Genomic DNA, 23,472 nt, shown 5'->3' on the forward strand with positions numbered 1-23,472 from the left:
GGAAAATAGTCAGACGTTCTTCGCGGGGGCCGACGGGATTGGCATGAAGGCCACCCAGGTACGCCCCACGGGCCGCGAACGGGTGCTCGGCGATGACGACGTGATCGTCACGAAGACCGATCCACGCGGCGTCATCACGTACGCGAACCCGACCTTCCTCCGCATCTCGGCCCTGGACGAGGCGGACACCGTCGGGCAGCCGCACAACCTCATCCGGCATCCCGACATGCCCCGGGCCATCTTCAAGCTGCTGTGGGACACCCTCAAGGAGCGGAAGGAGGTCTTCGCGTACGTCGTCAACCTCGCCCACGACGGCGCCCACTACTGGGTGCTGGCGCACATCACCCCCTCCTTCGATCCGCAGGGCCGGCCGGTGGGCTACCACTCGTTCCGGCGCCGGGCCGACCCGGCCGCGGTCGCCGAGATCCGCAAGCTGTACGCCGCCCTGCGCGCCGAGGAGCAGCGCCACACCAGCTCCCCGGCCGCACTGGAGGCGTCCTGGGCCCTGCTCCAGCGCACGCTGGCCGAGAAGGGCCGGACCTACGACGAGTTCGTGTGGGACCTGACCAACCGGAGCGCGTCATGAACCCCGACACCCTGCGCCTGATCACCGAGGTGTGCCGCCGCGCCGCCGACGGGGACTTCGAGACCCGGGTGCCGCCGCTCGGCGACGCGCGGGAGGAAAGGGACGTCCGCGACGCGGTGAACGCCCTGCTGGACAGCACCGACGCCTTCGTCCGGGAGTCCGGGGCGTCGCTCGAGGCCGCCGCCGAGGGACGGTTCCACCGGCGGTTCATCACCCGCGGGATGCGGGGCGCCTTCCGTACGGCGGCGGCGCAGATCTCGCAGTCCAACGAGCAGATGAGCCGGTCGGCGGCGCGGCTGGAGGAGGCGGCGAGGTCGCGGGCCGCCCTCGCCGACGACCTGGAATCGGCGGTGCTGACGGTCTCCGAGCAGGTGGCCACCGCGGCGACGGAGATGGGCGCCACGGCCAACGGGCTCGCCGACTTCGCCCGGTCAGCGGTCACCGAGGCGGAACGCGGCGTGGCGACGGTCGGGTCGCTGCGTACGGCCTCCGACCAGATCCGCAAGGCCGTCGACCTGATCAACTCGGTGGCCTCGCAGACCCGGCTGCTGGCGTTGAACGCGACCATCGAGGCGGCCCGCGCGGGCGAGGCCGGCCGCGGGTTCAGCGTGGTCGCCGGCGAGGTCAAGTCGCTGGCCAACGAGACCAGCAGCTCGTCCGAGGAGATCCTCGGGCAGGTCACCACCGTGCAGCACGCGGCGGCCGACGCGGCCCGGGTGCTGGAGGCGGTCACCGCCAGCATCCGCGAGATGAGCGGGCTGGTCGACGGCGTCGCCGCGGCGGTGGACGGCGGTCAGGACGCGGGCACGGCCGGGCTGAGCCGGCTCGCCGAGGTGCTGCGCGGCGAGGTGCACCGCTTCGTCAGCATGGCCCGTCAGGCGTAACGGGAATACAGCGCGTCGATGTCGGCGCGCGACGGCAGCGAGGCCGACGCCCCGGCCGTCCGCGCGCACGCGGCCCCGGCGGCGTTCGCCCAGCGCACGGCGGCGATCAGATCCCGGCCCTCACCCCACGCCACGGCCAGCGCGCCGGTGAAGGCGTCGCCGGCCGCCGTCGAATCGGCCGCCTCGACGGGGAACGCCGGGACGTGCTCCTCCCGGCCGTCGCGGTCGGCGTAGCGGGAGCCGTTCGCGCCCAGCGTCAGCACCACCCGGGGCACGAGCGCCAGCAGGGCCGGCAGGTCGGGCTCGGGCGTACCCGTGATCGCGGTCGCCTCTCCCTCGTTGACGACCAGCAGGTCGATGGTCTCCAGCAACTCCGGCGCCAGGTCGCGGGCCGGGGCGGCGTTGAGGATGAACCGGGTGCCGCCGGCGTGGGCGGCGCGCGCGGCGGCGAGCACCGTGTCCGGCGGGATCTCCTGCTGGCAGACCAGCACGTCGCTCTCCGCGATCACCGTGGTCTCCGCCGCGCTCAGCCCCGCGAAGGTGTTGTTGGCGCCGGGGCTCACGATGATCGAGTTCTCCCCGCCGCCGTCCACCATGATCACGGCGACGCCGGAGGAGCCGTAGCTCGTCCGCAGGTGCTCCGTGTCGACCCCCGAGGCGTTGAGCCGCGCCTTGATGGTCACCCCGAACGCGTCCGAGCCGATGGCGCCGAGCATCGTGCACGACGCGCCGGCGCGCGCCGCCGCGATCGCCTGGTTGGCACCCTTGCCGCCGGGAGCCATCACGAAGTCGTGGCCGAGCACGGTCTCCCCCGGCCGCGGCAGCCGCTCGGCGAACCCGACCAGATCCATGTTGGCGCTGCCCGCCACGACGATGCGCGGCCGCGACGAGTCGGTCATGGTGCTCCTCAGGCGGCCCGGGCGGTGTAACGGTCGCCCAGGCGCTGCACGACGAGCGGCAAGCCGAACGTCTTGGACAGGTTGTCGTCGGTCAGCGTCTCGCCGAGCAGCCCGGCGGCGACGACCGTGCCCTCGCGCAGCAGCATTGCGTGGGTGAACCCGGGCGGGATCTCCTCGACGTGGTGCGTGACCAGCACCATCGCCGGCGCGTCCGGGTCCTCGGCGAGCTCGGTGAGCCGGCCCAGCAGATCCTCGCGGCCGCCGAGGTCGAGGCCGGCGGTCGGCTCGTCGAGCAGCATCAGCTCGGGGTCGGTCATCAGCGCCCGCGCGATCTGGGTGCGCTTGCGCTCGCCCTCACTCAGCGTGCCGAACTCGCGGTCGAGCAGGCCGGCCATGCCCAGCTGGCTCAGCAGCGCCCGGGCCCGCGCCTCGTCCTGCGGGTCGTAGCTCTCCCGCCACCGCCCGACGACCGACCACGCGGCGGTGACCACGACGTCGAGCACCCGCTCGGTCGGCGGGACCCGCTCGGCGAGCTGGCCGGTGGTGATGCCCACCCGGGTACGCAGCTCGTTGACGTCGGTGCGGCCCAGCCGCTCGCCCAGCACCCAGGCGACGCCCCGGGACGGGTGCAGCCGCGCGGAGGCCAGGTTGAGCAGGGTCGTCTTGCCGGCACCGTTGGGGCCCAGGACGACCCACCGCTCGTCCAGCTCCACCTGCCAGGAGAGGCCCCGCAGCAGGAAATTGCCGCCGCGGATGACGCTCACCCGGTCGAAGGAGATGACGGTGTCGTCGTCGGGGGGTGTGGGGGTCTCTGCGTCGAGCACGCGTCCATCCAACCACGCACGCGGGCGGCGGCCCGACGGCCCGCCGCCTAACCGGTGGTCGAGCCGAAGACCTCGTCGCGTACGGCGTCGAGCGCGCTGAGCAGGGCACCGTTGAGGATCGGCTCCACGGCCACCTCGCTGATCACCACCTTGGGCGTGACCAGGGTGATCGACGCCACCTCCGCCTCGACCCGCTCGGCGAGCGCGGCGCCGCCGGCCTGGCTCACCTCGCCCGCCAACACGACCAGCGGCGGGTCGAGCACCACGCAGGTGGCGGCCACGCCGAGCGCAAGCCGCCGGGCGAGCTCGTCCAGCACCGGCTCCCCCGGGCCGCCCGCGGCGACGGCCGCGCGGACCACGTCGGCGGACTCGTTGCCGCGGAAGCCGTACTGCTTGCCGATCGCCTTGGCCGCGTCGGAGGCGACCAGCGTCTGGAAGGCACCCTTCACGCCACGCTTCGAGGCGTTGTGCGGCACGTCCGCGCCGGCGACGGGCAGGTAGCCGATCTCGCCCGCGGCACCGGTGCTGCCCTGGTGCAGCTTGCCGCCGATGACCGTGGCGAGGCCGACGCCGCGGCCGACCCAGATGAGCACGAAGTCGTCGACGCCCTTCGCGGCGCCGGCGTGCTGCTCCGCGATCGCCACCAGGTTGACGTCGTTGCCGAACACCACGGTGGTGCTCAGGTCCTTGCGCAGCTCGGCGAGCAGCCCTCGGTGCCACCGCGGCAGGTCGAAGGCGAACGAGACCTCGCTGGTGCGGGGGTCGACCAGGCCGGGCGTGCCCAGCACCACGCGGCGGATCGACTCGAGATCGGTGCCCGCCCGGGTCGCGGCCTGCATGACGGCGCTGTGCACCGCGCGTACGGGATCATCGCTGTCCTGGGTGGATTGCTCGCTGCGGCCGACGATCTCCCCGGTGATGTCGGCGCACGCGGCGATCACCCGGTCGGGCAGCACCTCGACGCCGATGACGTGCGCGCTACCCGGAGTAACGGCGTAGAGCTGGGCGTTCGGACCCCGGCCGCCGGCCTGCTCGCCCACGCGCCGCACCAGCCCGCGCTCCTCGAGCCGCTCGACGAGTTGCGAGGCGGTCACCTTGCTGAGGCCGGTCAGCTCGCCCAGCTGGGCCCGGGTCAGCGGCCCCCTGGTGAGCAGCAGCTCCAGCGCCGCGCGGTCATTGAGCGCACGCAGCAACCGGGGTGTGCCCGGAAGGCGGGTGGCGGCCATAACTAGGTCCCCTCACGGTGTTCGCGCACATCATGTAGCGGCAGCGTAACGGTCGGCTTACATGATGACCGATTCGCGTGTCCGATCGACATTCAGCGATCATGGCAGTTCACCGCACTCCAGCACAGTGGCTGAACCGAGGAAGGAACCCGTGCCGCCCGACCCTGCCCTCCGGCGCCTGGCCCTGAGCACCCTGCTCGCGGCCTTTCCGGGCAGGACCGCGCCCGAATGGGCATGCGCCCTGCTCGCCGACGGCCTCGCCGGATTCGCGCTCTTCGGGGGCAACATCGCGGACCGGCGCCAGCTCGCCGCCCTGACCACCCACCTTCGTTCCGTACGGCCGGAGCTCCTCGTCGCCACCGACGAGGAGGGCGGCGACGTGACCCGGCTCGCGCACCGGACCGGCAGCCCCTACCCGGGCAACGCCGCTCTGGGCGCGATCGGCGACCCGGATCTCACCCGTACGGTCTACGCCGCGATCGGCGCCGACCTCGCGGCCGCCGGCATCAACCTCGACCTGGCCCCGACCGTCGACGTCAACACCGCCGACGACAACCCGGTCATCGGTACGCGCTCCTTCGGCGCCTCCGCCCCCGAGGTGGCCCGGCACTCGGCCGCCGCGGTCACGGGCCTGCAGAGCACCGGCGTGGCGGCGTGCGCCAAGCACTTCCCCGGCCACGGCGCCACGGTGACCGACTCCCACCTGGAACTACCGACGGTGGACGCACCGCTGAGCACCCTGCGCGACCGCGACCTCCCCCCGTTCGCGGCGGCCATCGCGGCCGGCACCCGATCGATCATGACCGCGCACCTCCGCGTCCCGGCCCTGACCGGCGACGACCCGGCAACCTTCAGCCGCGCGGCCCTGCACAGCTTGCTCCGCGAGGAGTACGCCTTCCAGGGCACGATCGTGACGGACGCCCTGGAGATGCGCGGCGCCCGCAGCGCGGCCTTCCGCAGCGCAGGGGCCCTTCCCGGCCCCTTCGCTCCCGACTCCTCCGCTCCGGGCCCCTCCGCTCCCGCCCCCTCTGCTCCCGGCGCTTCCGCTCCCGACCCCTCCGCTTCCGGCGGCTCCGTTCTCGGCCCCTCCGCTTCCGGCGGCTCCGTTCTCGGCCCCTCCGCTTCCGGCGGCTCTGCTTCCGGCGGCTCCGCTTTTGGCGGCTCACCGACGGGCGGGGTCGGCGAGGGCGCGGTGCGGGCGCTGGCGGCCGGCGCGGACCTGCTCTGCCTGGGCGCCCGGGTCGACGCGGAGCTGGTGGAAGGGGTGGCCGCCGAGATCGTGGCCGCGCTGACGGACGGCCGCCTGGAGCTCCGCCGGCTCGAGGACGCGGCGGCCCGCACAGCCGCCCTGGCCGCCTGGACCCGCCGGCCCGCCACACCCGATGCCGCTGATGCGGGGATCGGTTATGCGGCTGCCCGGCGGGCGGTGCGGGTCGAGGGGTCGGTGGCGGGGCTGGCCGATCCGCTCGTCGTTCAGCTCGTCGCCGGGCACTCGATCGCCGAGGGCCGGGTGCCGTGGGGTCTCTCCCCGCACCTGCACGACGTGGAGCAGGTGCCGGTCGTGGCGGCGGAGACGTCGGCGGAGCAGCTCGCGGCCAGGGCGGGGGCGCGGCCCATCGTCGTGGTCGGCCGGCGTACACACCGCACGGAAGCCACCCGGAAGCTCATCGAGTCCCTAGCCGCCCGCCATACTGTGACGGTGGTGGAGATGGGCTGGCCCTCGGCCTGGCGCCCCGCCGGAGTGCGCGCGTTCGTGACCACGTACGGCGCCGGCCACGCCAACGGCCGCGCCGCCGCGGAGGCGCTCGGCCTGGCGCCCTGATCCCACCCGAGAGCTGAGGCAGCGGCGGGCCGCCACCCGCCGCTGCCTCTCCTGTGTCACGGATCTCTCTTGAACACGTTCAACATCCGTCCTACGCTGAGGCGGTCAACAGTTGAACGTGTTCAAGAAGGGCGGAGGCCCATGGACCACAAGGTCTGGATGTACCTCGTCTACCTGGCCATCAGCGTGGGGCTGACGGTCTGGGTGGCGACGACCCTCTCCCGCAACGGCCTGGTGTTCCTCGAGGACGTATTCGCGGACAACCGGCTCGCCAGGGCGGTCAACCACCTCCTGGTGATGGGCTTCTACCTGCTCAACCTCGGCTACGTAGCGGTGGCGATGCGCTCCGGCGCCCGCATCCCGGACGCGGCCCGCGCGCTGGAGACGCTGTCGTACAAGATCGGCTTCGTGCTCCTGGTCCTGGGCCTGCTGCACGTCCTCAACGTGTTCTTCCTGGGCCGCTACCGGCGCGGACGCCTGCGCCTCCACCAGGGGATGCCGCCACTGCCACCAGCGGGCCGCCTGCCGATGATGCCGCCCGGGCCACAGGGACCCACCGGACCGCTCGGGGCCACCGGACCGCACGGCGCCACCGGATCACAGGGGGCCGCGGGACCACACGCAGCCACCGGATCGCAGGGGGCCGCGGGACCACACGCAGCCACCGGATCGCAGGGGGCCGCGGGACCACACGCAGCCACCGGACCGCACGTGGCCGCCGGGGGTGGCGCGCCGGGATGGCCGGGGCAGGGCATGCCGGAGGTGGCTCCGCCCGCGGGCGCGCCGGGGGCGGGTCCGTCGTCCGGGCGGGCGTGAGCGGGGATGTCGATCCGGCCGGGTTCGGGGCCGGCCGGGTCGGTTTCCTCACCGTGCTCTATGACGAGGGCTGTCCGATCTGCCGGACCGCTCACCGGTGGCTCGCGAGCCGGGCTCAGCTCGTACCGTTGCATTTCGTTCCTGCCGGATCCGCGGAGGCCCGGGGCCGCTTCCCCGGGCTGGACCATGCCGCGACCTTGCGGGATCTCACGGTCATCGCGGACAACGGCCTGGTGTACGTCTCGGACGGCGCGTGGCTGGCCTGCCTGTGGGCGCTGGCGGACTACCGCGGAATGGCGGAACGGCTGAGCACCCCGTCCCTGCTGCCGGCGGCCCGGCGCTTCATCGCGGCGGCGGCCGCCGTCCGGCAGTCGACACGCGCGGACGACTACGGTGACCAGTGTGACGACCGCTGCCGCTGACTCCGCCGCCGAAGAACCCGGCGCGGGCGGGTCCCCCGCCGCCCCGGCGCCGGCCTCACCGCAGCACCCGCCCGTTGCGACCGGAGCCGGCAGCCCTACGGCGACCGCCTCGACCGAGACCGGCGGCCCCACGCCAACCGGCGGGCCGGCGCCGGCGGGCGGTCCCCCGTCAGCCGACGGGCCCACGACGACCGGCGGACCCACGGAAGCTCGCGGATCCACGGGGACCAGCAAACCCACGGCGGCCGGCGGGGCCACGGCGGCCGACAGGTCTACGGCGGCCGGCGGGTCTACGGCAGCCGGTGGGGAGGAGCGGCCTCGGCGGGCTCGGGGGGAGCAGACCCGGCAGCTCATTCTCGAGACGGCGCTGCGGCTGTTCCGGGAGCGGGGCTACACCGAGACGACCATGCGGGCCATCGCCAAGGAGGCCGGCGTCGCGGTCGGGAACGCCTACTACTACTTCGACTCCAAGGAACACCTGATCCAGGGGTTCTACGACCGGAACCAGGCCGCGCACCGGGCCGCCGCGCAGCCGGTGCTGGCGCGGGAGCAGGACTTCGCCGCGCGGCTCCGGGGGGCGTTGCACGCCGGGATCGATGTCAACGAGCCGTACCACTCGTTCGCCGCGACGCTCTTCAAGACCGCGGCCGAGCCGTCGTCGCCGCTGAGCCCGTTCTCGCGGGAGTCGTCGCCCGCCCGGGAGGCCGCCATCGCGATCTTCCGGGACGTGATCGACGGGTCGTCCGCGAAGATCGATCCGGAGTTGCGCAAGGAACTGCCCGAGCTGTTGTGGCTGGGCTGGATGGGCGTGGTGCTCTTCTGGGTGTACGACCGCTCCCCCGGCCAGCGGCGCACCCGCCGGCTGATCGACGGGATCGTGCCGCTCATCGACCGCCTGGTAGGGCTGTCCCGGCTCCGCGTTCTGCGACCCGCGCTCCGCCAGGTCCTCGCCCTGATCGACACCATCCGCCACGACTGATCACCCTGCGCGACGGGCCGCGTTTTACGCAGAGTATCTGCCGCATCGCCGACACAGTGGCGACAAGCCCGATATCCGTGCTTTCACCCCCGCCTGACGGAATCCGACGCCTCGGAAAGGCGGACCGAACGGCTATTTCACGTACGCTCCGCTTCCGCCGCGCGCGAGTCATCACGTAGCGTCATGTCCGCAGGTGGATCTGGGGATGCCGCCGCGGCACCTCGGACCTCGGGACCGGTCCGAACGCCACGGCGGCGCGGATGGTGAGCCGGGCGCCCCGATGGTTTCGGGAGCGACCGCCGGGAACAAGCGCCCGGCTCACACTGCCACACCCACCGCCCGACGCAGGTCGGTCAGGCGACCGGGCGGAAGCGGCGCAGCCGCAGGCTGTTTCCCACCACGAAGATCGAGCTCAGCGCCATCGCCGCCCCCGCGATCATCGGGTTGAGCAGGCCGGACGCCGCCAGCGGCAGCGCCGCGACGTTGTAGGCGAAGGCCCAGAACAGGTTGCCGCGGATGATCTGGACCGTGTGGCGGGCCAGGCGTACGGCGTCGACCGCCGCGGTCAGGTCGTCGCGCATGAGGGTCAGGTCCGACGCCTCGATCGCCACGTCGGTGCCCGCGCCCATCGCCACGCCGAGGTCCGCCTGGGCCAGCGCCGCCGCGTCGTTCACGCCGTCGCCGACCATCGCCACCGAGCGGCCCTCCGCCTGGAGCCGCTTGACCACGTCGACCTTGCCGGCCGGCAGGACGCCCGCGATCACCTCGGTGACGCCGACCTCGGCGGCGACGCGCTCCGCCACCGGCGCGGCGTCGCCGGTGACCAGCACCGGGTTGAGGCCGAGACGGCGCAGGTGGGCGATGGCGGCGGCGCTTGTCGGGCGTACGGCATCGGTCAGGGCCAGCCGCCCCAGCAGCGTGCCGTCGGCACGGACCTCGACCCACGTCTGCGCCGCACTGCCCGCACCCCGACCGGCCTCCGCCGCACCGCCCCCGTCCGAGACAGCCGCGACCGCCGCCGTCCCGCGCGGACCGCGACCGCCCTCCACCGCACCGCTCTCCGCGCGGACGATCTCGACCGGGAACGCACCGCCCGCGGCCCGGGCAACCTCGACCGGGGTGCCCTCCACTGTGCCGCGGACGCCGACACCCGCCGTGGCCAGGAAGTTCGTGACCGGCGGCAGGGGGCCGTGCTCGGCCGCCGCGCGGGTGATCGCGCGGCCCAGCGGGTGCTCCGAGGCGGCCTCGACCGCTCCCGCGAGCCTCAGCAGCCGCGTCGCGTCCTGGCCGGGCTCGGCGACCACCTCCGTGACCGTCATCACCCCGGTGGTGACGGTGCCGGTCTTGTCCAGCAGCACGGTATCCACCCGGCGCGTTGATTCGAGCGCCTCGACGCCGCGGATGAGGATGCCGAGTTGGGCGCCGCGGCCCGTGCCGACCAGCAGGGCCGTCGGCGTGGCCAGGCCGAGGGCGCAAGGGCAGGCGATGATGAGTACGGCCACAGCAGCGGTGAACGCCGCCGTCGTTCCCCGCCCGGAGCCGAGCCAGAACCCGAGGGTGGCCGCCGCGAGGGCGATGACCACGGGCACGAAGACGCCGGAGATCCGGTCGGCGAGGCGCTGGACGGCCGCCTTGCCGTCCTGAGCCTCCTCGACGAGCCGGGCCATCTGGGCGAGCTGGGTGTCGGCGCCCACCCGGGTGGCGCGGACGACGAGCCGGCCGCCGGCGTTGACCGTACCGCCGGTGACGGGGTCACCCACGGTCACCTCGACGGGCACGGATTCGCCGGTGATCAGGCTCTGGTCGAGGGCCGAGGCGCCGTCGACGACCTCGCCGTCGGTGGCGACCTTCTCTCCCGGCCGTACCAGGAAGAGGTCTCCGGTCCGCAGCTCTTCCACCGGGATCTCCCGGCCGTCGGGCAGGGCGACGGACCGGGCACCCAGCTCCAGCAGCGACCGCAGGGCGTCACCGGCGCGCCGCTTCGCCCGCGCCTCCGCGTAGCGCCCGGCCAGCAGAAACGTCGTGACCCCGGCGGCGGCCTCGAGGTAGATGGCGTCACTGTCGGTGCCCGCGCGCAGCTCGAACGGGTGGGTCATGCCCGGCATCCCGGCGTCGCCGAGGAAGAGCGCCCACAGCGACCAGAGGAACGCGGCGAGGGTGCCCAGCGACACGAGCGTGTCCATGCTCGCGGCGCCGTGCCGGAGGTTGACCGCGGCGGACCGGTGGAACGGCCACCCGCCGTAGACCACGACCGGCGCCGCGAGGGTCAGCGACAGCCACTGCCAGTAGTCGAACTGCCAGGCCGGAACCATCGCGAGCAGCACGACGGGAACGGTGAGCACGGCGGAGACGATCAACCGGGTACGCAGCGGGTCGGCGGCCGGGGCCTCGGGGGCCTGCTCGGCCCGCGGCTCCGCGGCGGTGTAGCCGGTCTTCTCCACCACGGCGATGAGGTCGGCGGCGGTGAGCCCGGCCGGCACGGTGGCCCGCGCCTTCTCCGTCGCGTAGTTGACCGTGGCGGTGACACCGTCGAGCCGGTTCAGCTTCTTCTCGATGCGGTTGGCGCAGGCGGCGCAGGTCATGCCGCCGATCTCGAGCTCGATCTGCCGGGTCATGCCGCCATCCTATACCCCGTGGGGGTACCCGGCGACGAACGTGACGCGTCAGGCAGCCGGCCCGGACCGGGGCGGGGTGGAGCGGACGGTCTCGCCCACCGCCGTGACCGCCGAGGAGGCGGGCGACCCTCGGCAAAGAAGGGCCGCCCGGGACCGCCCGCGTTTCGCCGCGCGCCGGGGTCAGCTCGCCGCGGAGGTCTTCACCAGCGTGCGGATCTGGCGGAGCAGGACCGACAGCGCCGCCAGATCGGCCGGGGTTTCGTCCACGTTGCCCATCGCGTTGCCCGCGCGGGCGATCGATGCCGCGTTGACCTGCTCCCATTCCGAGACCCTGTCCTCCGGCGACTCCTCGGCCGGCGTGGACTGGAGGACCTCCGCCGTCAGCGCCGCGAGGGCCGCGTACAGGTCGTAGCGCAGCGCCATGCGAGCGAGGGTCTGCCAGCGGTCGCCGCGCGGGAGGCGGGAGATGTGTGAGAGCAGCACGTCGATGTGGAAGCGCTCGGACAGGACGAAGTAGACGTCGGCCACCTCGGTCGCGTCGCGGCCCGTCGACTTGGCGGTCTCCAGGATGTCGAGAACGCCGAAGCCGTAGACGACCCGGGCCACCGAGCGGGCCAGGTCCTCCGGGATGCCCTTGCCGGTCAGCATGTCGACGTGCGCCTCGATGGTGCTGCGCTCGCCGCCCACGACGACCTCCGGCAGCTGGGGCAGCAGGGCGCCGACGCCGGGGCGCAGGCGCTCGATCTCGCCCGCCACGTCGATCGGCGAGCGGCGGTTGCTGACCAGCCAGCGGACCGCGCGGTCGAGCAGGCGGCGGGTCTCCAGATACGTCAGCGTCTGCGAGGACGTCGGCACCTGGTTGTCGAGCCGCTCGGCCGCCTCCCAGATGTCACGCAGCCCGAAGACGTCGCGGACCACCACGTACGCCCGGATCACGTCCGCCGCCGACGCCCCGCTCTCCTCCATCGCGCGGAAGACGAACGACGTGCCGCCGCGGTTGACCACCTCGTTGACCAGGGCGGTCGAGATGATCTCGCGGCGCAGCCGGTGTCCGGCCATCCGGGCGCCGAACCGCTCCCGCAGCGGCGTCGGGAAGTAGCGGGCGAGCACCCCCGTCGTCCACTCCTCGTCCACGATGACGTCGGCGAGGACCTGGCGTTCGAGCGAGATCTTCACGTACGCGAGCAGCACCGCGAACTCCGGAGGCGTGAGCCCCTGGCCGGCGTCGTACCGGGCGGCGAGTTCCTTGTCGGTCGGCAGCGCCTCCAACTCGCGGTTGAGCTGCCCGGCCTGCTCCATCGCGGTCAGCATCCGGCGGTGCACGGGCAGCAGCGAGTGCGCCTGCTGCCGCGCGTTGCCCAGCGCCGTGGCCTGCTCGTAGTTGTCGCGCAGCACCAGCGCCGCGACCTCGTCGGTCATCGCCGCCAGCAGCTCGTCGCGCTCGGGCACGGTCAGCTCGCCGTCGGTGACCGCCCCGCCGAGCAGGATCTTGATGTTGACCTCGTGGTCGGAGCAGTCCACCCCGGCCGTGTTGTCGATGAAGTCGGTGAAGATGCGGCCGCCGCCCGCGTTGCCCTCGGCGTCGCGGGGGCCGCCGCTGCGGGCGTACTCGATGCGTCCACGCTGGGTGAGTCCCAGGTTGCCGCCCTCACCGACCACCTTGGCCCGCAGGTCCTGGCCGTTGACGCGGATAGCGTCGTTCGCCTTGTCGCCGACGTCGGCGTGCGTCTCGGTCGACGCCTTCACATAGGTGCCGATGCCGCCGTTCCAGAGCAGGTCGACCGGCGCCGCGAGGACGGCCCGCATCAGCTCGACCGGGCTCACCGCGGCCGCCTCGCTGAGGCCGAGCGCCGCCCGGACCTGCGGCGACACCGGGATCGACTTGGCCGTCCGCGGATACACGCCGCCGCCCTCGCTGATCAGCGTGGCGTCGTAGTCGGCCCACGACGAGCGGGGCAGGTCGAACAGGCGCCGGCGCTCGGCGAACGAGGTCGCGGCGTCCGGGTCAGGGTCGAGGAAGATGTGCCGGTGGTCGAACGCGGCCACCAGCCGGATGTGCTCGCTGAGCAGCATGCCGTTGCCGAAGACGTCGCCGGACATGTCGCCGATGCCGACCACGGTGAAGTCCTGCGTCTGGGTGTCGGTGCCGAGGTCGCGGAAGTGCTTCTTCACCGATTCCCAGGCGCCGCGGGCGGTGATGCCCATCTTCTTGTGGTCGTAGCCCGCCGAGCCGCCGGACGCGAACGCGTCGCCCAGCCAGAACTCCTTGGACACGGAGATCTCGTTGGCGATGTCCGAGAACGTCGCGGTGCCCTTGTCCGCCGCGACCACCAGGTAGGGGTCGTCGGCGTCGTGCCGGACCACGTCCCGCGGCGGCACGATCTTGCCGCTGAGGATGTTGTCGGTGACGTCGAGCAGGGCGCCGATGAACAGCCGGTAGCACTCCACCGCCTCGTCGCGGTCGCCCGGCTTCTGCTTGAGCACGAAGCCGCCCTTGGCGCCCACCGGCACGATCACCGCGTTCTTGACCATCTGCGCCTTGACCAGGCCGAGGACCTCGGTGCGGAAGTCCTCGCGCCGGTCGGACCAGCGCAGGCCGCCGCGCGCGACCGCGCCGAAGCGCAGGTGCACGCCCTCGAACCGGGGCGAGTAGACGAAGATCTCGAACTTCGGCCGGGGCTGCGGCAGGTCCGGGATCGCCTGCGGGTCCAGCTTGAACGCGACGTAGGACTTGGGTCGCGCGTCGCTGCCGCGCTGGAAGAAGCTGGTGCGCAGGGTCGCCTGCATGAGCGTCAGGTACGACCGCAGGATCCGATCCTGATCGAGGCTGTCCACCTCGTCGAGCAGGCCGGTGATCTGCTCGACCAGGTCGGCCGAGCGGCGGGTGCGCTCCTCCTCGCCCATCTCGAGCCGGGGCGAGAACCGCGCCTCGAACAGCTGCACCAGCAGCCGGGCGATCTCCGGGTAGGCGATGAAGGTCGACTCCACGTAACGCTGGGAGAAGACGATGCCGGTCTGCCGCTGATACTTCGCGTACGCCCGCAGCACCACCACCTGCCGCCAGGTCAGCCCGGCCCGCAGCACCAGCTCGTTGAAGCCGTCGACCTCCGCCTCGTTCTGCCAGGCGGCGGCGAAGGCGTTCTCGACCTGCGGACGGACCTCGGACAGCTCGTGGTGCGACGCCGGCGGGAGCAGCCCGAAGTCGTACAGATAGACCGTGCCGTCCGAGCGGCGCACCTCGTACGGACGCTCGTCGACGACCTTCACGCCGAGCGAGTGCAGCACCGGCAGGACCGCGGAGAGCATCATCGGCTCGCCCTGGCGGAAGACCTTGAACCGCACGTCGTGGTCGTCGGGTTCGGCGGAGCCGTCGCGGTTGAGCCGGCGTTTGCGATACAGGTGCATCTCGAGCTGGCCGGACTCCTCCAGCAGCTCCAGCTTGGCAATGTCCTGGACCGCCTCGTACGGCGTGTGGCCGTCCTTGTAGCTGTCGGGGAACGCGGCCGAGTAGCGGTGGAAAAGCTCCCGGGACGGCTCCTCGCCGAGCTTGCGCTCCAGCACCAGGGAGAAGTCGTCGTCCCACATGCGGGTAGCGTCGGCGAGCATCTCGGCCAGCGCGTTCGGGTCCACTGCGCCCGGCGGGTCGGCCGGGTCCGTACGCACGATGAAGTGCACCCGCGCCAACATCCGCTCGGTGACGCGGGTGGTGTAGTCGACGCCGACGCCGTTCAACTGGCGCAGCAGGATCTCCTGCATGGCCAGCCGGTTACCGGTGGTGAAACGGTCGCGGGGCAGGTAGATGAGGCAGGAGATGAACCGGCCGTACCCGTCTCGGCGCAGGAAGAGCCGCAGCTGACGACGGCCGGCCATGCGCAGCACGCCGATGACGGCCTCGTAGAGGTCGTCGGTCTTGATCTGGAACAGCTCGTCGCGCGGATAGGTCTCCAGGATCTGGAGCAGGTCCTTGCCGGAGTGACCACGCGGGGAGAGCCCGGAGCGGTCGAGCACCTCCATCACCTTGCGGCGCACGACCGGCAGTTCGCGGACGCTGGTGCGATACGCCGAGCTGGAGAACAGGCCCAGGAAGCGGCGCTCGCCGCACACCTCGCCGCGGTCGTTGAAGACCTTGACGCCGATGTAGTCCAGGTACGCCGAGCGGTGCACGGTCGCCCGCGAGTTGGCCTTGGTGATCACCAGCAGGCGCTTCTCCAGGGCCCGCCGGTGCGCCTCGGGCGCCATGGACGACAGCTTGCGCGGGGTGCTGTGGTCGCCGCGCAGGATGCCGAGCCCGCTGCCCGGTACCGCGGTGAGCAGGTCGCTGTCGTCGCTGAGCTGGTATTCCCGGTAGCCCAGGAAGGTGAAGTGGTCGTGCGCGAGCCACTTGAGCAGCTCGATCGAGTCGGTGACGTCCTTGTCGGGGACCGGCAGCTTGCGGTCCGAGCCGCGGGCGGCGGCCAGCTCGTCGGCGATGACGAGGGCCCGCTGGCGCATCCGCGGCCAGTCGTCGACGGCGTCCCGCACGTCGGTGAGGACCCGGCGCAGCTCGTTGTGCAGCTGCTCGCGGGCGGCCTCGGTGCGCACCGGGTCGATCTCGACCCGGATCCAGCTCTCCACCAGGTCGCCCTCGATGGCGTCGTCCGGCTCGACGTCCGCCTCGACCTGGGCCAGCGCCCCGAGCGGCTCGCGGCGCACCACGATCAGCGGGTGGACCAGCAGGTGCACCTGGAGCTGGTGCGCGGTGAGCAACGCGATCACCGAGTCGACCAGGAACGGCATGTCGTCGATGACGATCGAGATCACCGAGTGCGGCTGCGCCTCGGAGGGCGCGCTGATGTCCAGCTTCAGCTCGCCCGGGAGGCGGGTGCCGGCGAGCTCGCGGTGCTTGCCGGCCGCTTCGAACATCTCGCCGCAGGTGTAGCCGACCAGCTCCTCGTCCGGCGCGAACCGCCAGAAGCGGTCGACCAGCGCCGCGGTGACGTGGTCGTCACCCGCCAGCGCGACGGCCTCGGCGACGAGGCGCTCGGCATTCGGCAGCGGCTCGTCCAGCTCGTCGTCCGACGTGCCGAGCCGGCCGGTCAGGGCCAGCCCTGGCCCAGGCCCGAAATCGAGCTCGGGATCGGATTCGGTGGCTGCCTCGTCGGTGACAGGCATGGCAGACGGCTCCCCTCGCCCACGACATTGTGGGTTCGACGTGTCGGGACAAGCCTAGAGCCTCGGTCCGACACTTCCGCCGGACCCTTGGTCCCCGAGGCGACGATCCGGCAACGAACGGGACACATCTCACGCTCTGCGGGTCGGCCGGACGAGCGCCGGGAGGTTACCGTTCCGTACGTTCCCGATTTCGTACCCTGGGGAGGAACACCTCATGCACCCGAGCGGACGCGCCCGCCGAGTTGTCGCGGCGCTGGCCGGCCTCGTGCTCGCCGCCACCGGACTGGCGGCCTGCTCAGGCTCGGACGGCCCGGGCAAGACCCTGGACGCGTTCCTCGACGGCTGGCGCGGCGGAGACCTGAGCAAGGTGGGCTTCGTCACGGCCGCCGGTGGCAAGATCGCCGCCAATGACGTGTACGGCCAGCTCCAGGAGCTCGCCGGCGACCTCTCCAAGTCCTCGGTGCTGCTCTCCAAGGCCGGCGACCCCAAGGAGACGGGCGACATCGCGTCCGGCCCCATCAAGATCGACTGGACCCTGCCCGGCGGCGCCGCCTGGTCGTACGAGAGCACGGTCCGGCTGACCAAGGCCAACTCCGACGGCTGGCGGGTCATCTGGGAGCCGGCGATCGTGCACAGCGAGCTGACCGACGGTGACCGCCTCGAGCTGCGCCGCAAGACCGCCGACCGCGCCGACATCCTCGGCGCGGACGGCAAGGCGCTGGTCACGAAGCGCGCCGTCACCGTCATCGGCGTCGTCCCGGAGCGGATCGAGGACCAGAAGGCGCTGCTCGACGCGCTCATCGCCGAGATCGCGAAGGTCAAGGTCACCATCGACCGCGACGACCTCACCACCCGCATCGAGGGCTCCAAGCCGGACGCGTTCGTCGACGTGGTCACCCTGCGTGAGACGGACTACGCGAAGGTGTCGGCCAAGGTGCGCAGCCTCACCGGCACGATCACCCGCGAGGAGGAACGCGAGCTCGCGCCGACCCGGCCGTTCGCCCGCGCCACGATCGGCACCGTCGACCTCGCCACCCGCGAGGACCTCGACGCCAACCCGGAGACGATGGCCCGCGGCGACCAGGTCGGCCACGGCGGCCTCCAGGAGCGCTACGACGCCCAGCTGCGCGGCACGGCCGGCCAGGCCGTCGTGGTCGCCCGCAAGACCCCGGACGACAAGATCGAGGACGCCCAGATCCACAGCATCGAGCCGGTCGCGGGAAAGCCGATCAAAATCTCCCTGGACATCCGTACGCAGAATGCCGCGGACGCCGCGGTGGCGGCCGAGAAACAGCCGAGTGCCCTCGTCGCCGTCAAGATCAGCGACTCGTCGGTGCTGGCGGTGGCCAACGGACCCACCGGCGGCGGCGTCGACACGGCCATGACCGGCCAGGTCCCGCCCGGCTCGACGATGAAGATGGTCTCCACCCTCGGACTGCTCGACAAGAAGGCGGTCACCCTCGACGGCAAGGTCGCCTGCCCCAAGACCAAGACGGTGAGCGGCCGCGAGTTCAAGAACTCGCACGACATGGAACTCGGCTCGGTCCCCTTCCGTACGGACTTCGCCAAGTCCTGCAACACGGCGTTCGTCAACCTCGCACCCGCCCTCGGCGCCGACGGTCTCAAGGCCGCGGCGGCGAAACTCGGCCTCGGCGAGAAGTGGGACCTGGGCGCCGACTCCTTCAGCGGCAAGATCTCCCCGGCGAACACCCCCACCGAACTCGCGGCGGCCACCTTCGGCCAGGGCGCGACGGCCGTCAACCCCCTGGCCATGGCGGGCGCGACCGCGGCGGTCGCCCGCGGCCAGTTCAAGCAGCCCCGCCTGGTCCTCGAGCCACCCCCGGCCAGCCCCCTCCCCGACGGCGAAAAACTCGAGGACACCTCGGTCAAGCCCCTCCGCACGATGATGCGCGAAGTGATCACCACCGGCACCGGCACAGCCCTCAAGGACGTCCCCGGCGACCCGGTCTACGGCAAAACGGGCACGGCCGAATTCGCCGACAACTCCGACGAAACCCACTCCTGGTTCATAGGCTGGCAGGGCGACGTGGCCTTCGCCATCATGGTCCAGAAGGGCGGCGCAGGCGCCGAAGCAGCAGTCCCGGTCGCGGAACGCTTCCTCCGCAACCTCGCCGGCTGACCCACCCACGAAGCCCACCCCGGCCGAACGAGAACGGCCCGCCGGACCCGCCCCTCCCGGGCGGCCCACCGGGCGCAAGCTCTCGCCGCCCCCAACCGGTCCGCAAGCGCACACCGTGCGGGCCGTGCGGGCCGTGCCGGTCTGCGGGTCTGCGGGTCTGCGGGTCTGCGGGTCTGCGGGTCTGCGGGTCTCGGATGCAGTCTTTGCGGGCCCAGCGAGGCTGCGGGTCCGCCACCTTGCGGGCGCGGCGGCGCGGCGAGTCCACCACCTTCCGGCCGCAGCAGGGCTGCCGTCCACCGCTTCCCGGGCGCGGCGGGGTGGTCGTCCGGCGTGCTGGTTGCTGGGGTTCGCGGGTGGGCGGGTCAGGTGATGTCGGCGGGTGTTTCGGGGCCGAGCTCGAAGGCCGGGCGCTGGGCCGGCAACGTGAAATCCTCGGCATTGCGGGGGCGGAGCATGCCCGGCATGGTGGCGGGGAGTGGCTCGGAGTCCAGCAGGGGCGCCGAGCCGAGCGGACGCAGCCGGGCCTCTCCCGGGTCGTCCTCCACCAGTTCCGCGTCGACGACATCGAGTTCCGGGTCCACGACCACGACGGGCTCCGCCTCGACGACCACCGGCTCGGCATGCACCTCACCCGGCTCGGAACGGCGGTCGCGGGGCTCGGCGTGCAGGTCGCTGGGCTCGGGATCAAAGTCGCCGGGCTCGGGATGGAAGTCGCTGGGCTCGGCAACCAGGTCGCGCCGCCCAGGGAGCTGGTCGCCCGGCTCGGAAAGCTGGTCGCCCAACTCGGGAAGCTGGTCGCCCGGCTCGGGAAGCTGGTCGCGCGGCTCGGAGTGGAGGTCGCGGGGCTCCGGGTCGACGTCGGTGAGCTCCGGATCGTCCTCGGTCGGCCCGCGGTCGCCGTCGGGTGAAGGTCCGTCGAGGTCAGGCTCCCACGAGGCGGGTGAGACGGCGTCGAGGGCTGCGGTGGAGGGTGACGGGTCGGTGGGTTCGTGCCCGATGACGTCGGACTCCGCGTCCTCGGGCTCCGCTGTGACGAGGGCAAGCGCCGGCGCGTCATCCAGGATCGCGACCGGCGCAGACGCGGGCTCGCGAGCGGCGGGATCGGCAGCAGCAGGCTCGCGAGCGGCAGGACCGGCAGCAGCAGACCCGTGAGCGGCAGGACCGGCAGCAGCAGACCCGTGAGCGGCAGGACCGGCATCAGCAGACCCGTGAGCGGCAGGACCGGCAGCAGCGGGACCGTCCGGAAGGGCCTCGACAGCCGGGGAATCGCCCAGGGCTGGGTGATCGGCCGGCGGGTCCGGGAGTGCCGGCGGGGTTTGGAAGGTGGGCAGGGCTGCTGCCTCCACGAGGGCCGGCGGGCCCGGGAACAGGGGGGACGGGCCCAGCTTGCCCGGGGCTCCCGGGGCGACCAGGTCGGCTCTGGCCGCGATCAGGTCCGGGCGTACGTCCACCGTGTGGGCCGACTTCAGGCCCGAGACGATCGCCGCCGTGATCTCCTCGGCGTACGTGCCGTCGGGGTCGTAGTCCGGGTCGAAGACCGTGATCTCGACGCCCAGGCAGTGCGGGGATTCTACGAGCCCCGCCAGCAGCAGTTCCAGCTCCGGGAACGCTATGCCGCCCGGCTCGGGCGCGTCGACCGCCGGCATCACCGCCGGGTCGAGGACGTCCACGTCGAGGTGGACCCAGTAGCCCGCGCAGTCGACGAGTTGTTCGCGGGCCCATTGGGCGCTGCGGGCGGCGCCCTCGGCCCGGAGGGTCGGTACGGGGCGGGTGACGATTCCGGCCGCCTGGAGGTCGAGGCGGTATTCGTCCTGGGCCCGGATGCCCATCACCACCACGTCGATGTCGCGGTAGTAGGGGCGGCGGCCCTCCATCGCCGCCAGGTTGGCCTGGCCCCGGCCGGTCACCAGGGCCAGGTCCTCGCCGGCGGCGGCGCCGACGTACGAGGCGTTGCCGGGGTGGCGGAAGTCCGAGTGGCCGTCGACGAAGACCAGGCCGATGCGGCCGCCGACGGCCTCGCCGAGGCGGTGCATCGCGAGGGCCGAGCCGAGCACGATCGAGCAGTCGCCGCCGAGCACGACCGGGAATTCGCCCTGGTCGATGATGGCGCCGATGCGGTCGGCCAGGCGGCGGGAGTAGACGGCGATCTCCGGTGCGTGGCAGACGCCGTCGCCGGGGCGCCAGTCGCCGGGGTCGTACCGGGGCGGGGTGAGGCAGCCGGCGTCGCGGGCGTTGAGGCGGCGCAGCAGACCCTGGTCGCGCAGGGCTCCAGGCGCCTTGGCGCAGCCCGGCACCGACGTCACGGTCGGCGGGCGCAGACCGAGATTGGACGGTGCGTCGAGCACGGCTATGCGGCGCATGGAGCCCCCCGTACCTTTGCCTAGAAGAGCGCCCGGGCGAGCGCGCGGCGGGCGCTCGCCACGGCCGGGTCGTCGGGCCCGGCGACGGCGAACAGGGACAGCAGGTGCTTGCGTACGGCGTCCCGGTCGTCGCCGGCGGTCCGCTTCACGGCGGCGACGAGCCGCTCGTACGCCTCGGGGGCCTGCCCGCTGAGCACCTCGATGTCGGCGGCGAGCCGCTGCGCCTCGAGGTCGTCGGGGTCGGCGGCGGCCCGGGCCAGCACGGCGGCCGCGTCCACCCCGGTGACCCGGCGGTAGAGCTCCACCTGGGCGAGGCCGGACTCGGCGGCGTGGTCCTGGGGCGACTCGGCGAGGATCTTCCTGTACGCCGCCTCGGCCGCGTCGAGGTCGCCGGTCATCAGCGCGTCGTCGGCGGCGTCCATCCGCGGGTCCTCGGCCGGGGCCACCTCGACGCCGCCGGCCTTGAGCACGGCGTCGACGTAGCGGCGGACCTCGGCCTCGGGCAGGACGCCGGTGAAGCCCTCGACGAGCTGCCCGCCGACCACCGCGACGACCATCGGGATGCCCTGGACGCGCAGCGCCTGCGCGAGCCGCGGGTTGGTGTCCACGTCGACCTTGCCGAGCACCCAGCTGCCGCCGCCCTCGGCGGCGAGTTTCTCCAGCACCGGGGAGAGCTGCTTGCACGGCTCGCACCATTCGGCCCAGAAGTCGAGGATGACCGGGGTCGTCATCGACAGCTGGAGCACGGTGGTCTGGAAGTTCGCTTCGGTCACCTCGATCACCGGGGCCGGGGCACCGCCCGGGCCGGCGGGCGCCGGGGTCGCGGCGGGACCGCCGGGGCCGGCGGGACCGGCGCCGGAGGCGGCGGGTCCGGACGGCGCGGGCGTGCTCGCGGGGCGCAGCGCGCCGAGGTCGACCGCGCCGCGGGTGAAGATCGACGGAGTGGTCCGTGGGTCGCTCATGGTTACCTAGTCTCGCACGCACGCGCGCCTGTCCGCCGCGCCGCCGGGCAGGCGATATCGGACGTCACACCCGCCCCGGCGGCACCCGCTCAGAACCGGGCGGGCTCGCGATAGATGCCCCATTCGTCCTTGAGGACCCCGCAGATCTCGCCGAGGGTCGCCTCGGCCCGCGCGGCGTCCAGCATCGCCGGGATCATGTTCTCCCCGGTGCGGGCCGTCTCGACCAGGCGGGCGAGGGTCTGCCGCACGCGTACGGGATCCCGATCGGCCTTGCGCGCACCCAGCTCGCGCTGCTGCACCACCTCGACCTCGTGCGAGACCCGGAGGATCTCGAGGTCCTTGGCGACCGTGCCGGTGTGCACGTTGACCCCGACGATCCGCTTGTCGCCCTTCTCGAGGGCCTGCTGGTAGGTGAAGGCCGCCTCGGCGATGTTGGCGGTGAACCAGCCGTCCTCGATGCCGCGCAGGATGCCCGAGGTCATGGTGCCGTCGTGGCCGAGGTCGCGGATGCGGGCGAAGATCTCCTCGGCCTCCGCCTCGATCCGGTCGGTGAGCGCCTCGACGTACCAGGAGCCGCCCAGCGGGTCGGCCACGTTCACCACGCCGGTCTCCTCCATCAGCACCTGCTGGGTGCGCAGGGCGATCTCCGCCGACTCGTCGGTCGGCAGGGCGAGGGTCTCGTCGAGGGCGTTGGTGTGCAGCGAGTTGGTGCCGCCGAGCACCGCGGCGAGCGCCTCCACGGCCGTACGCACGACGTTGTTGACCGGCTGCTGCGCGGTGAGCGAGACCCCCGCGGTCTGCGTGTGGAACCGCAGCCAGAGGGCCTTTTCGCTGGTGGCACCGTAGTCGTCGCGCAGGTGCCGGGCCCAGATGCGGCGGGCGGCGCGGAACTTGGCGATCTCCTCGAAGAAGTCGACGTGCGCGTCGAAGAAGAAGCTGAGGCCGGGCGCGAACGTGTTGACGTCGAGGCCGCGGGACAGGCCCAGCTCGACGTACCCGAATCCGTCGGCGAGCGTGTACGCGAGCTCCTGCGCCGCGGTGGAGCCGGCCTCGCGGATGTGGTAGCCGGAGACGGACAGCGGCTTGTAGCGCGGGATCTCCCGGGCGCAGTACTCCATCAGGTCGCCGATGAGGCGCAGGTGCGGTTCGGGCGCGAAGAGCCACTCCTTCTGCGCGATGTACTCCTTGAAGATGTCCGTCTGCAGCGTGCCGTCGAGCTTGCTGAGGTCGGCGCCCTGCCGTTCGGCGGCGACGAGGTACATGCAGAAGACCGGCACCGCGGGGCCGGAGATGGTCATGCTCGTGGTGACGTCCTGCAGCTTGATGCCGTCGAAGAGCACGTCCATGTCGGTGGCCGAGTCGATGGCCACGCCGCAGTGGCCGACCTCGCCGAGGGCCTGCGGGTCGTCGGAGTCGCGGCCCATCAGGGTCGGCATGTCGAACGCGACGCTCAGCCCGCCGCCGCCGGCGGCGAGGATCATCTTGTAGCGCTCGTTGGTCTGCTGGGCGTTGCCGAACCCCGCGAACTGCCGGATGGTCCAGGTCCGTCCGCGGTATCCGGTGGGATACAGGCCCCGGGTGTACGGGAATTCGCCCGGCCATCCGATCCGCTCGAATCCCTCGACGGTGTCACCGGGCGCGGGCCCGTAGACCGGGTCGACAGTCGTCCCGGAGAGCGTGGTGAAGTCCGCGTCCCGCTTGCGGGCGTCGTCGTAGCGCTTCTGCCAGCGCTGACGGGCAGCGGCGATCTCCTCTGCGTCCATGGCGACATGGTAGGCGGAAACCT

The 23,472-nt window shown here is 72.7% G+C and carries 14 protein-coding genes and 1 pseudogene; 7 read left to right on the forward strand and 8 right to left on the reverse strand.

Features of this window, described 5'->3' with window-relative positions:
* Positions 1-43: 43 nt before the first annotated feature.
* Both CLV70_RS08340 and CLV70_RS08345 read left to right on the forward strand, forming a co-directional pair.
* Positions 44-586 carry a PAS domain-containing protein gene (locus tag CLV70_RS08340; RefSeq protein WP_106125810.1) on the forward strand — a complete coding sequence of 181 codons (543 nt, stop codon included), beginning with the start codon at positions 44-46 and terminating at the stop codon, positions 584-586.
* A complete protein-coding gene (locus CLV70_RS08345; protein ID WP_106125811.1) occupies positions 583-1,470 on the forward strand; it encodes a methyl-accepting chemotaxis protein in 888 nt (295 codons plus the stop codon). The genes CLV70_RS08340 and CLV70_RS08345 overlap by 4 nt, the downstream gene beginning before the upstream one ends.
* Here the strand turns inward: CLV70_RS08345 and CLV70_RS08350 are convergent.
* The 3 genes from CLV70_RS08350 to CLV70_RS08360 are packed head-to-tail and all read right to left on the reverse strand — an operon-like array spanning position 1,461 to position 4,419.
* On the reverse strand, positions 1,461-2,369 hold the full coding sequence (locus CLV70_RS08350) for a ribokinase (protein ID WP_106125812.1): 909 nt from the start codon (positions 2,367-2,369) through the stop codon (positions 1,461-1,463). The genes CLV70_RS08345 and CLV70_RS08350 overlap by 10 nt on opposite strands.
* 8 nt (positions 2,370-2,377) lie before the next feature.
* A complete protein-coding gene (locus CLV70_RS08355) occupies positions 2,378-3,205 on the reverse strand; it encodes an ABC transporter ATP-binding protein (RefSeq protein WP_106125813.1) in 828 nt (275 codons plus the stop codon).
* A 35-nt stretch (positions 3,206-3,240) separates the two neighbouring features.
* Positions 3,241-4,419, reverse strand: a complete 1,179-nt coding sequence (locus CLV70_RS08360; RefSeq protein ID WP_106125814.1) for an ROK family transcriptional regulator — start codon at positions 4,417-4,419, stop codon at positions 3,241-3,243.
* A 151-nt stretch (positions 4,420-4,570) separates the two neighbouring features.
* Between CLV70_RS08360 and CLV70_RS08365 the strand changes: the two genes are divergently transcribed.
* The 4 genes from CLV70_RS08365 to CLV70_RS42085 all read left to right on the forward strand — a co-directional run bounded on the left by CLV70_RS08365 (position 4,571) and on the right by CLV70_RS42085 (position 8,458).
* The gene (locus CLV70_RS08365) at positions 4,571-6,241 is read left to right on the forward strand and encodes a glycoside hydrolase family 3 N-terminal domain-containing protein (RefSeq protein WP_106125815.1); all 1,671 of its coding nucleotides are present in this window, start codon (positions 4,571-4,573) and stop codon (positions 6,239-6,241) included.
* A 141-nt stretch (positions 6,242-6,382) separates the two neighbouring features.
* Entirely contained in the window at positions 6,383-7,057 is a 675-nt protein-coding gene (locus CLV70_RS39630) for a collagen-like protein (protein WP_158277731.1), read from the forward strand.
* A complete protein-coding gene (locus CLV70_RS08375) occupies positions 6,979-7,479 on the forward strand; it encodes a thiol-disulfide oxidoreductase DCC family protein (protein ID WP_106125816.1) in 501 nt (166 codons plus the stop codon). Before CLV70_RS39630 ends, CLV70_RS08375 begins: the two co-directional genes overlap by 79 nt.
* Positions 7,460-8,458 carry a TetR/AcrR family transcriptional regulator gene (locus tag CLV70_RS42085; protein ID WP_425440126.1) on the forward strand — a complete coding sequence of 333 codons (999 nt, stop codon included), beginning with the start codon at positions 7,460-7,462 and terminating at the stop codon, positions 8,456-8,458. Before CLV70_RS08375 ends, CLV70_RS42085 begins: the two co-directional genes overlap by 20 nt.
* Positions 8,459-8,811: 353 nt before the next feature.
* Here CLV70_RS42085 and CLV70_RS08385 read toward each other — a convergent pair whose 3' ends face one another.
* On the reverse strand, positions 8,812-11,073 hold the full coding sequence (locus CLV70_RS08385; RefSeq protein WP_106125817.1) for a heavy metal translocating P-type ATPase: 2,262 nt from the start codon (positions 11,071-11,073) through the stop codon (positions 8,812-8,814).
* 180 nt (positions 11,074-11,253) lie between these two features.
* The gene (locus CLV70_RS08390) at positions 11,254-16,224 is read right to left on the reverse strand and encodes an NAD-glutamate dehydrogenase (RefSeq protein WP_106125818.1); all 4,971 of its coding nucleotides are present in this window, start codon (positions 16,222-16,224) and stop codon (positions 11,254-11,256) included.
* A 214-nt stretch (positions 16,225-16,438) separates the two neighbouring features.
* Between CLV70_RS08390 and CLV70_RS08395 the strand changes: the two genes are divergently transcribed.
* Complete coding sequence (locus CLV70_RS08395) at positions 16,439-18,364, forward strand: penicillin-binding transpeptidase domain-containing protein (protein WP_106125819.1); 1,926 nt, start codon at positions 16,439-16,441, stop codon at positions 18,362-18,364.
* Between the two features lie 1,420 nt (positions 18,365-19,784).
* On the opposite strand, the pseudogene CLV70_RS41995 reads toward CLV70_RS08395, so the two are convergent.
* From CLV70_RS41995 to icmA, 3 genes and pseudogenes are all read right to left on the reverse strand, one after another.
* Positions 19,785-20,724 (reverse strand): annotated as a pseudogene (locus tag CLV70_RS41995) (arginase family protein); the annotation flags it as partial.
* 20 nt (positions 20,725-20,744) lie between these two features.
* Positions 20,745-21,686, reverse strand: coding sequence for a tetratricopeptide repeat protein (locus CLV70_RS08405; protein ID WP_106125821.1), 942 nt, complete (start codon positions 21,684-21,686; stop codon positions 20,745-20,747).
* Between the two features lie 89 nt (positions 21,687-21,775).
* On the reverse strand, positions 21,776-23,449 hold the full coding sequence (gene icmA / locus CLV70_RS08410; protein WP_106125822.1) for a coenzyme B12-dependent isobutyryl-CoA mutase large subunit: 1,674 nt from the start codon (positions 23,447-23,449) through the stop codon (positions 21,776-21,778).
* Positions 23,450-23,472 lie beyond the last annotated feature (23 nt).

Origin of the sequence: Pseudosporangium ferrugineum, assembly GCF_003002065.1 — a bacterium.
GTDB classification, from domain to species: Bacteria; Actinomycetota; Actinomycetes; order Mycobacteriales; family Micromonosporaceae; genus Actinoplanes; species Actinoplanes ferrugineus_A.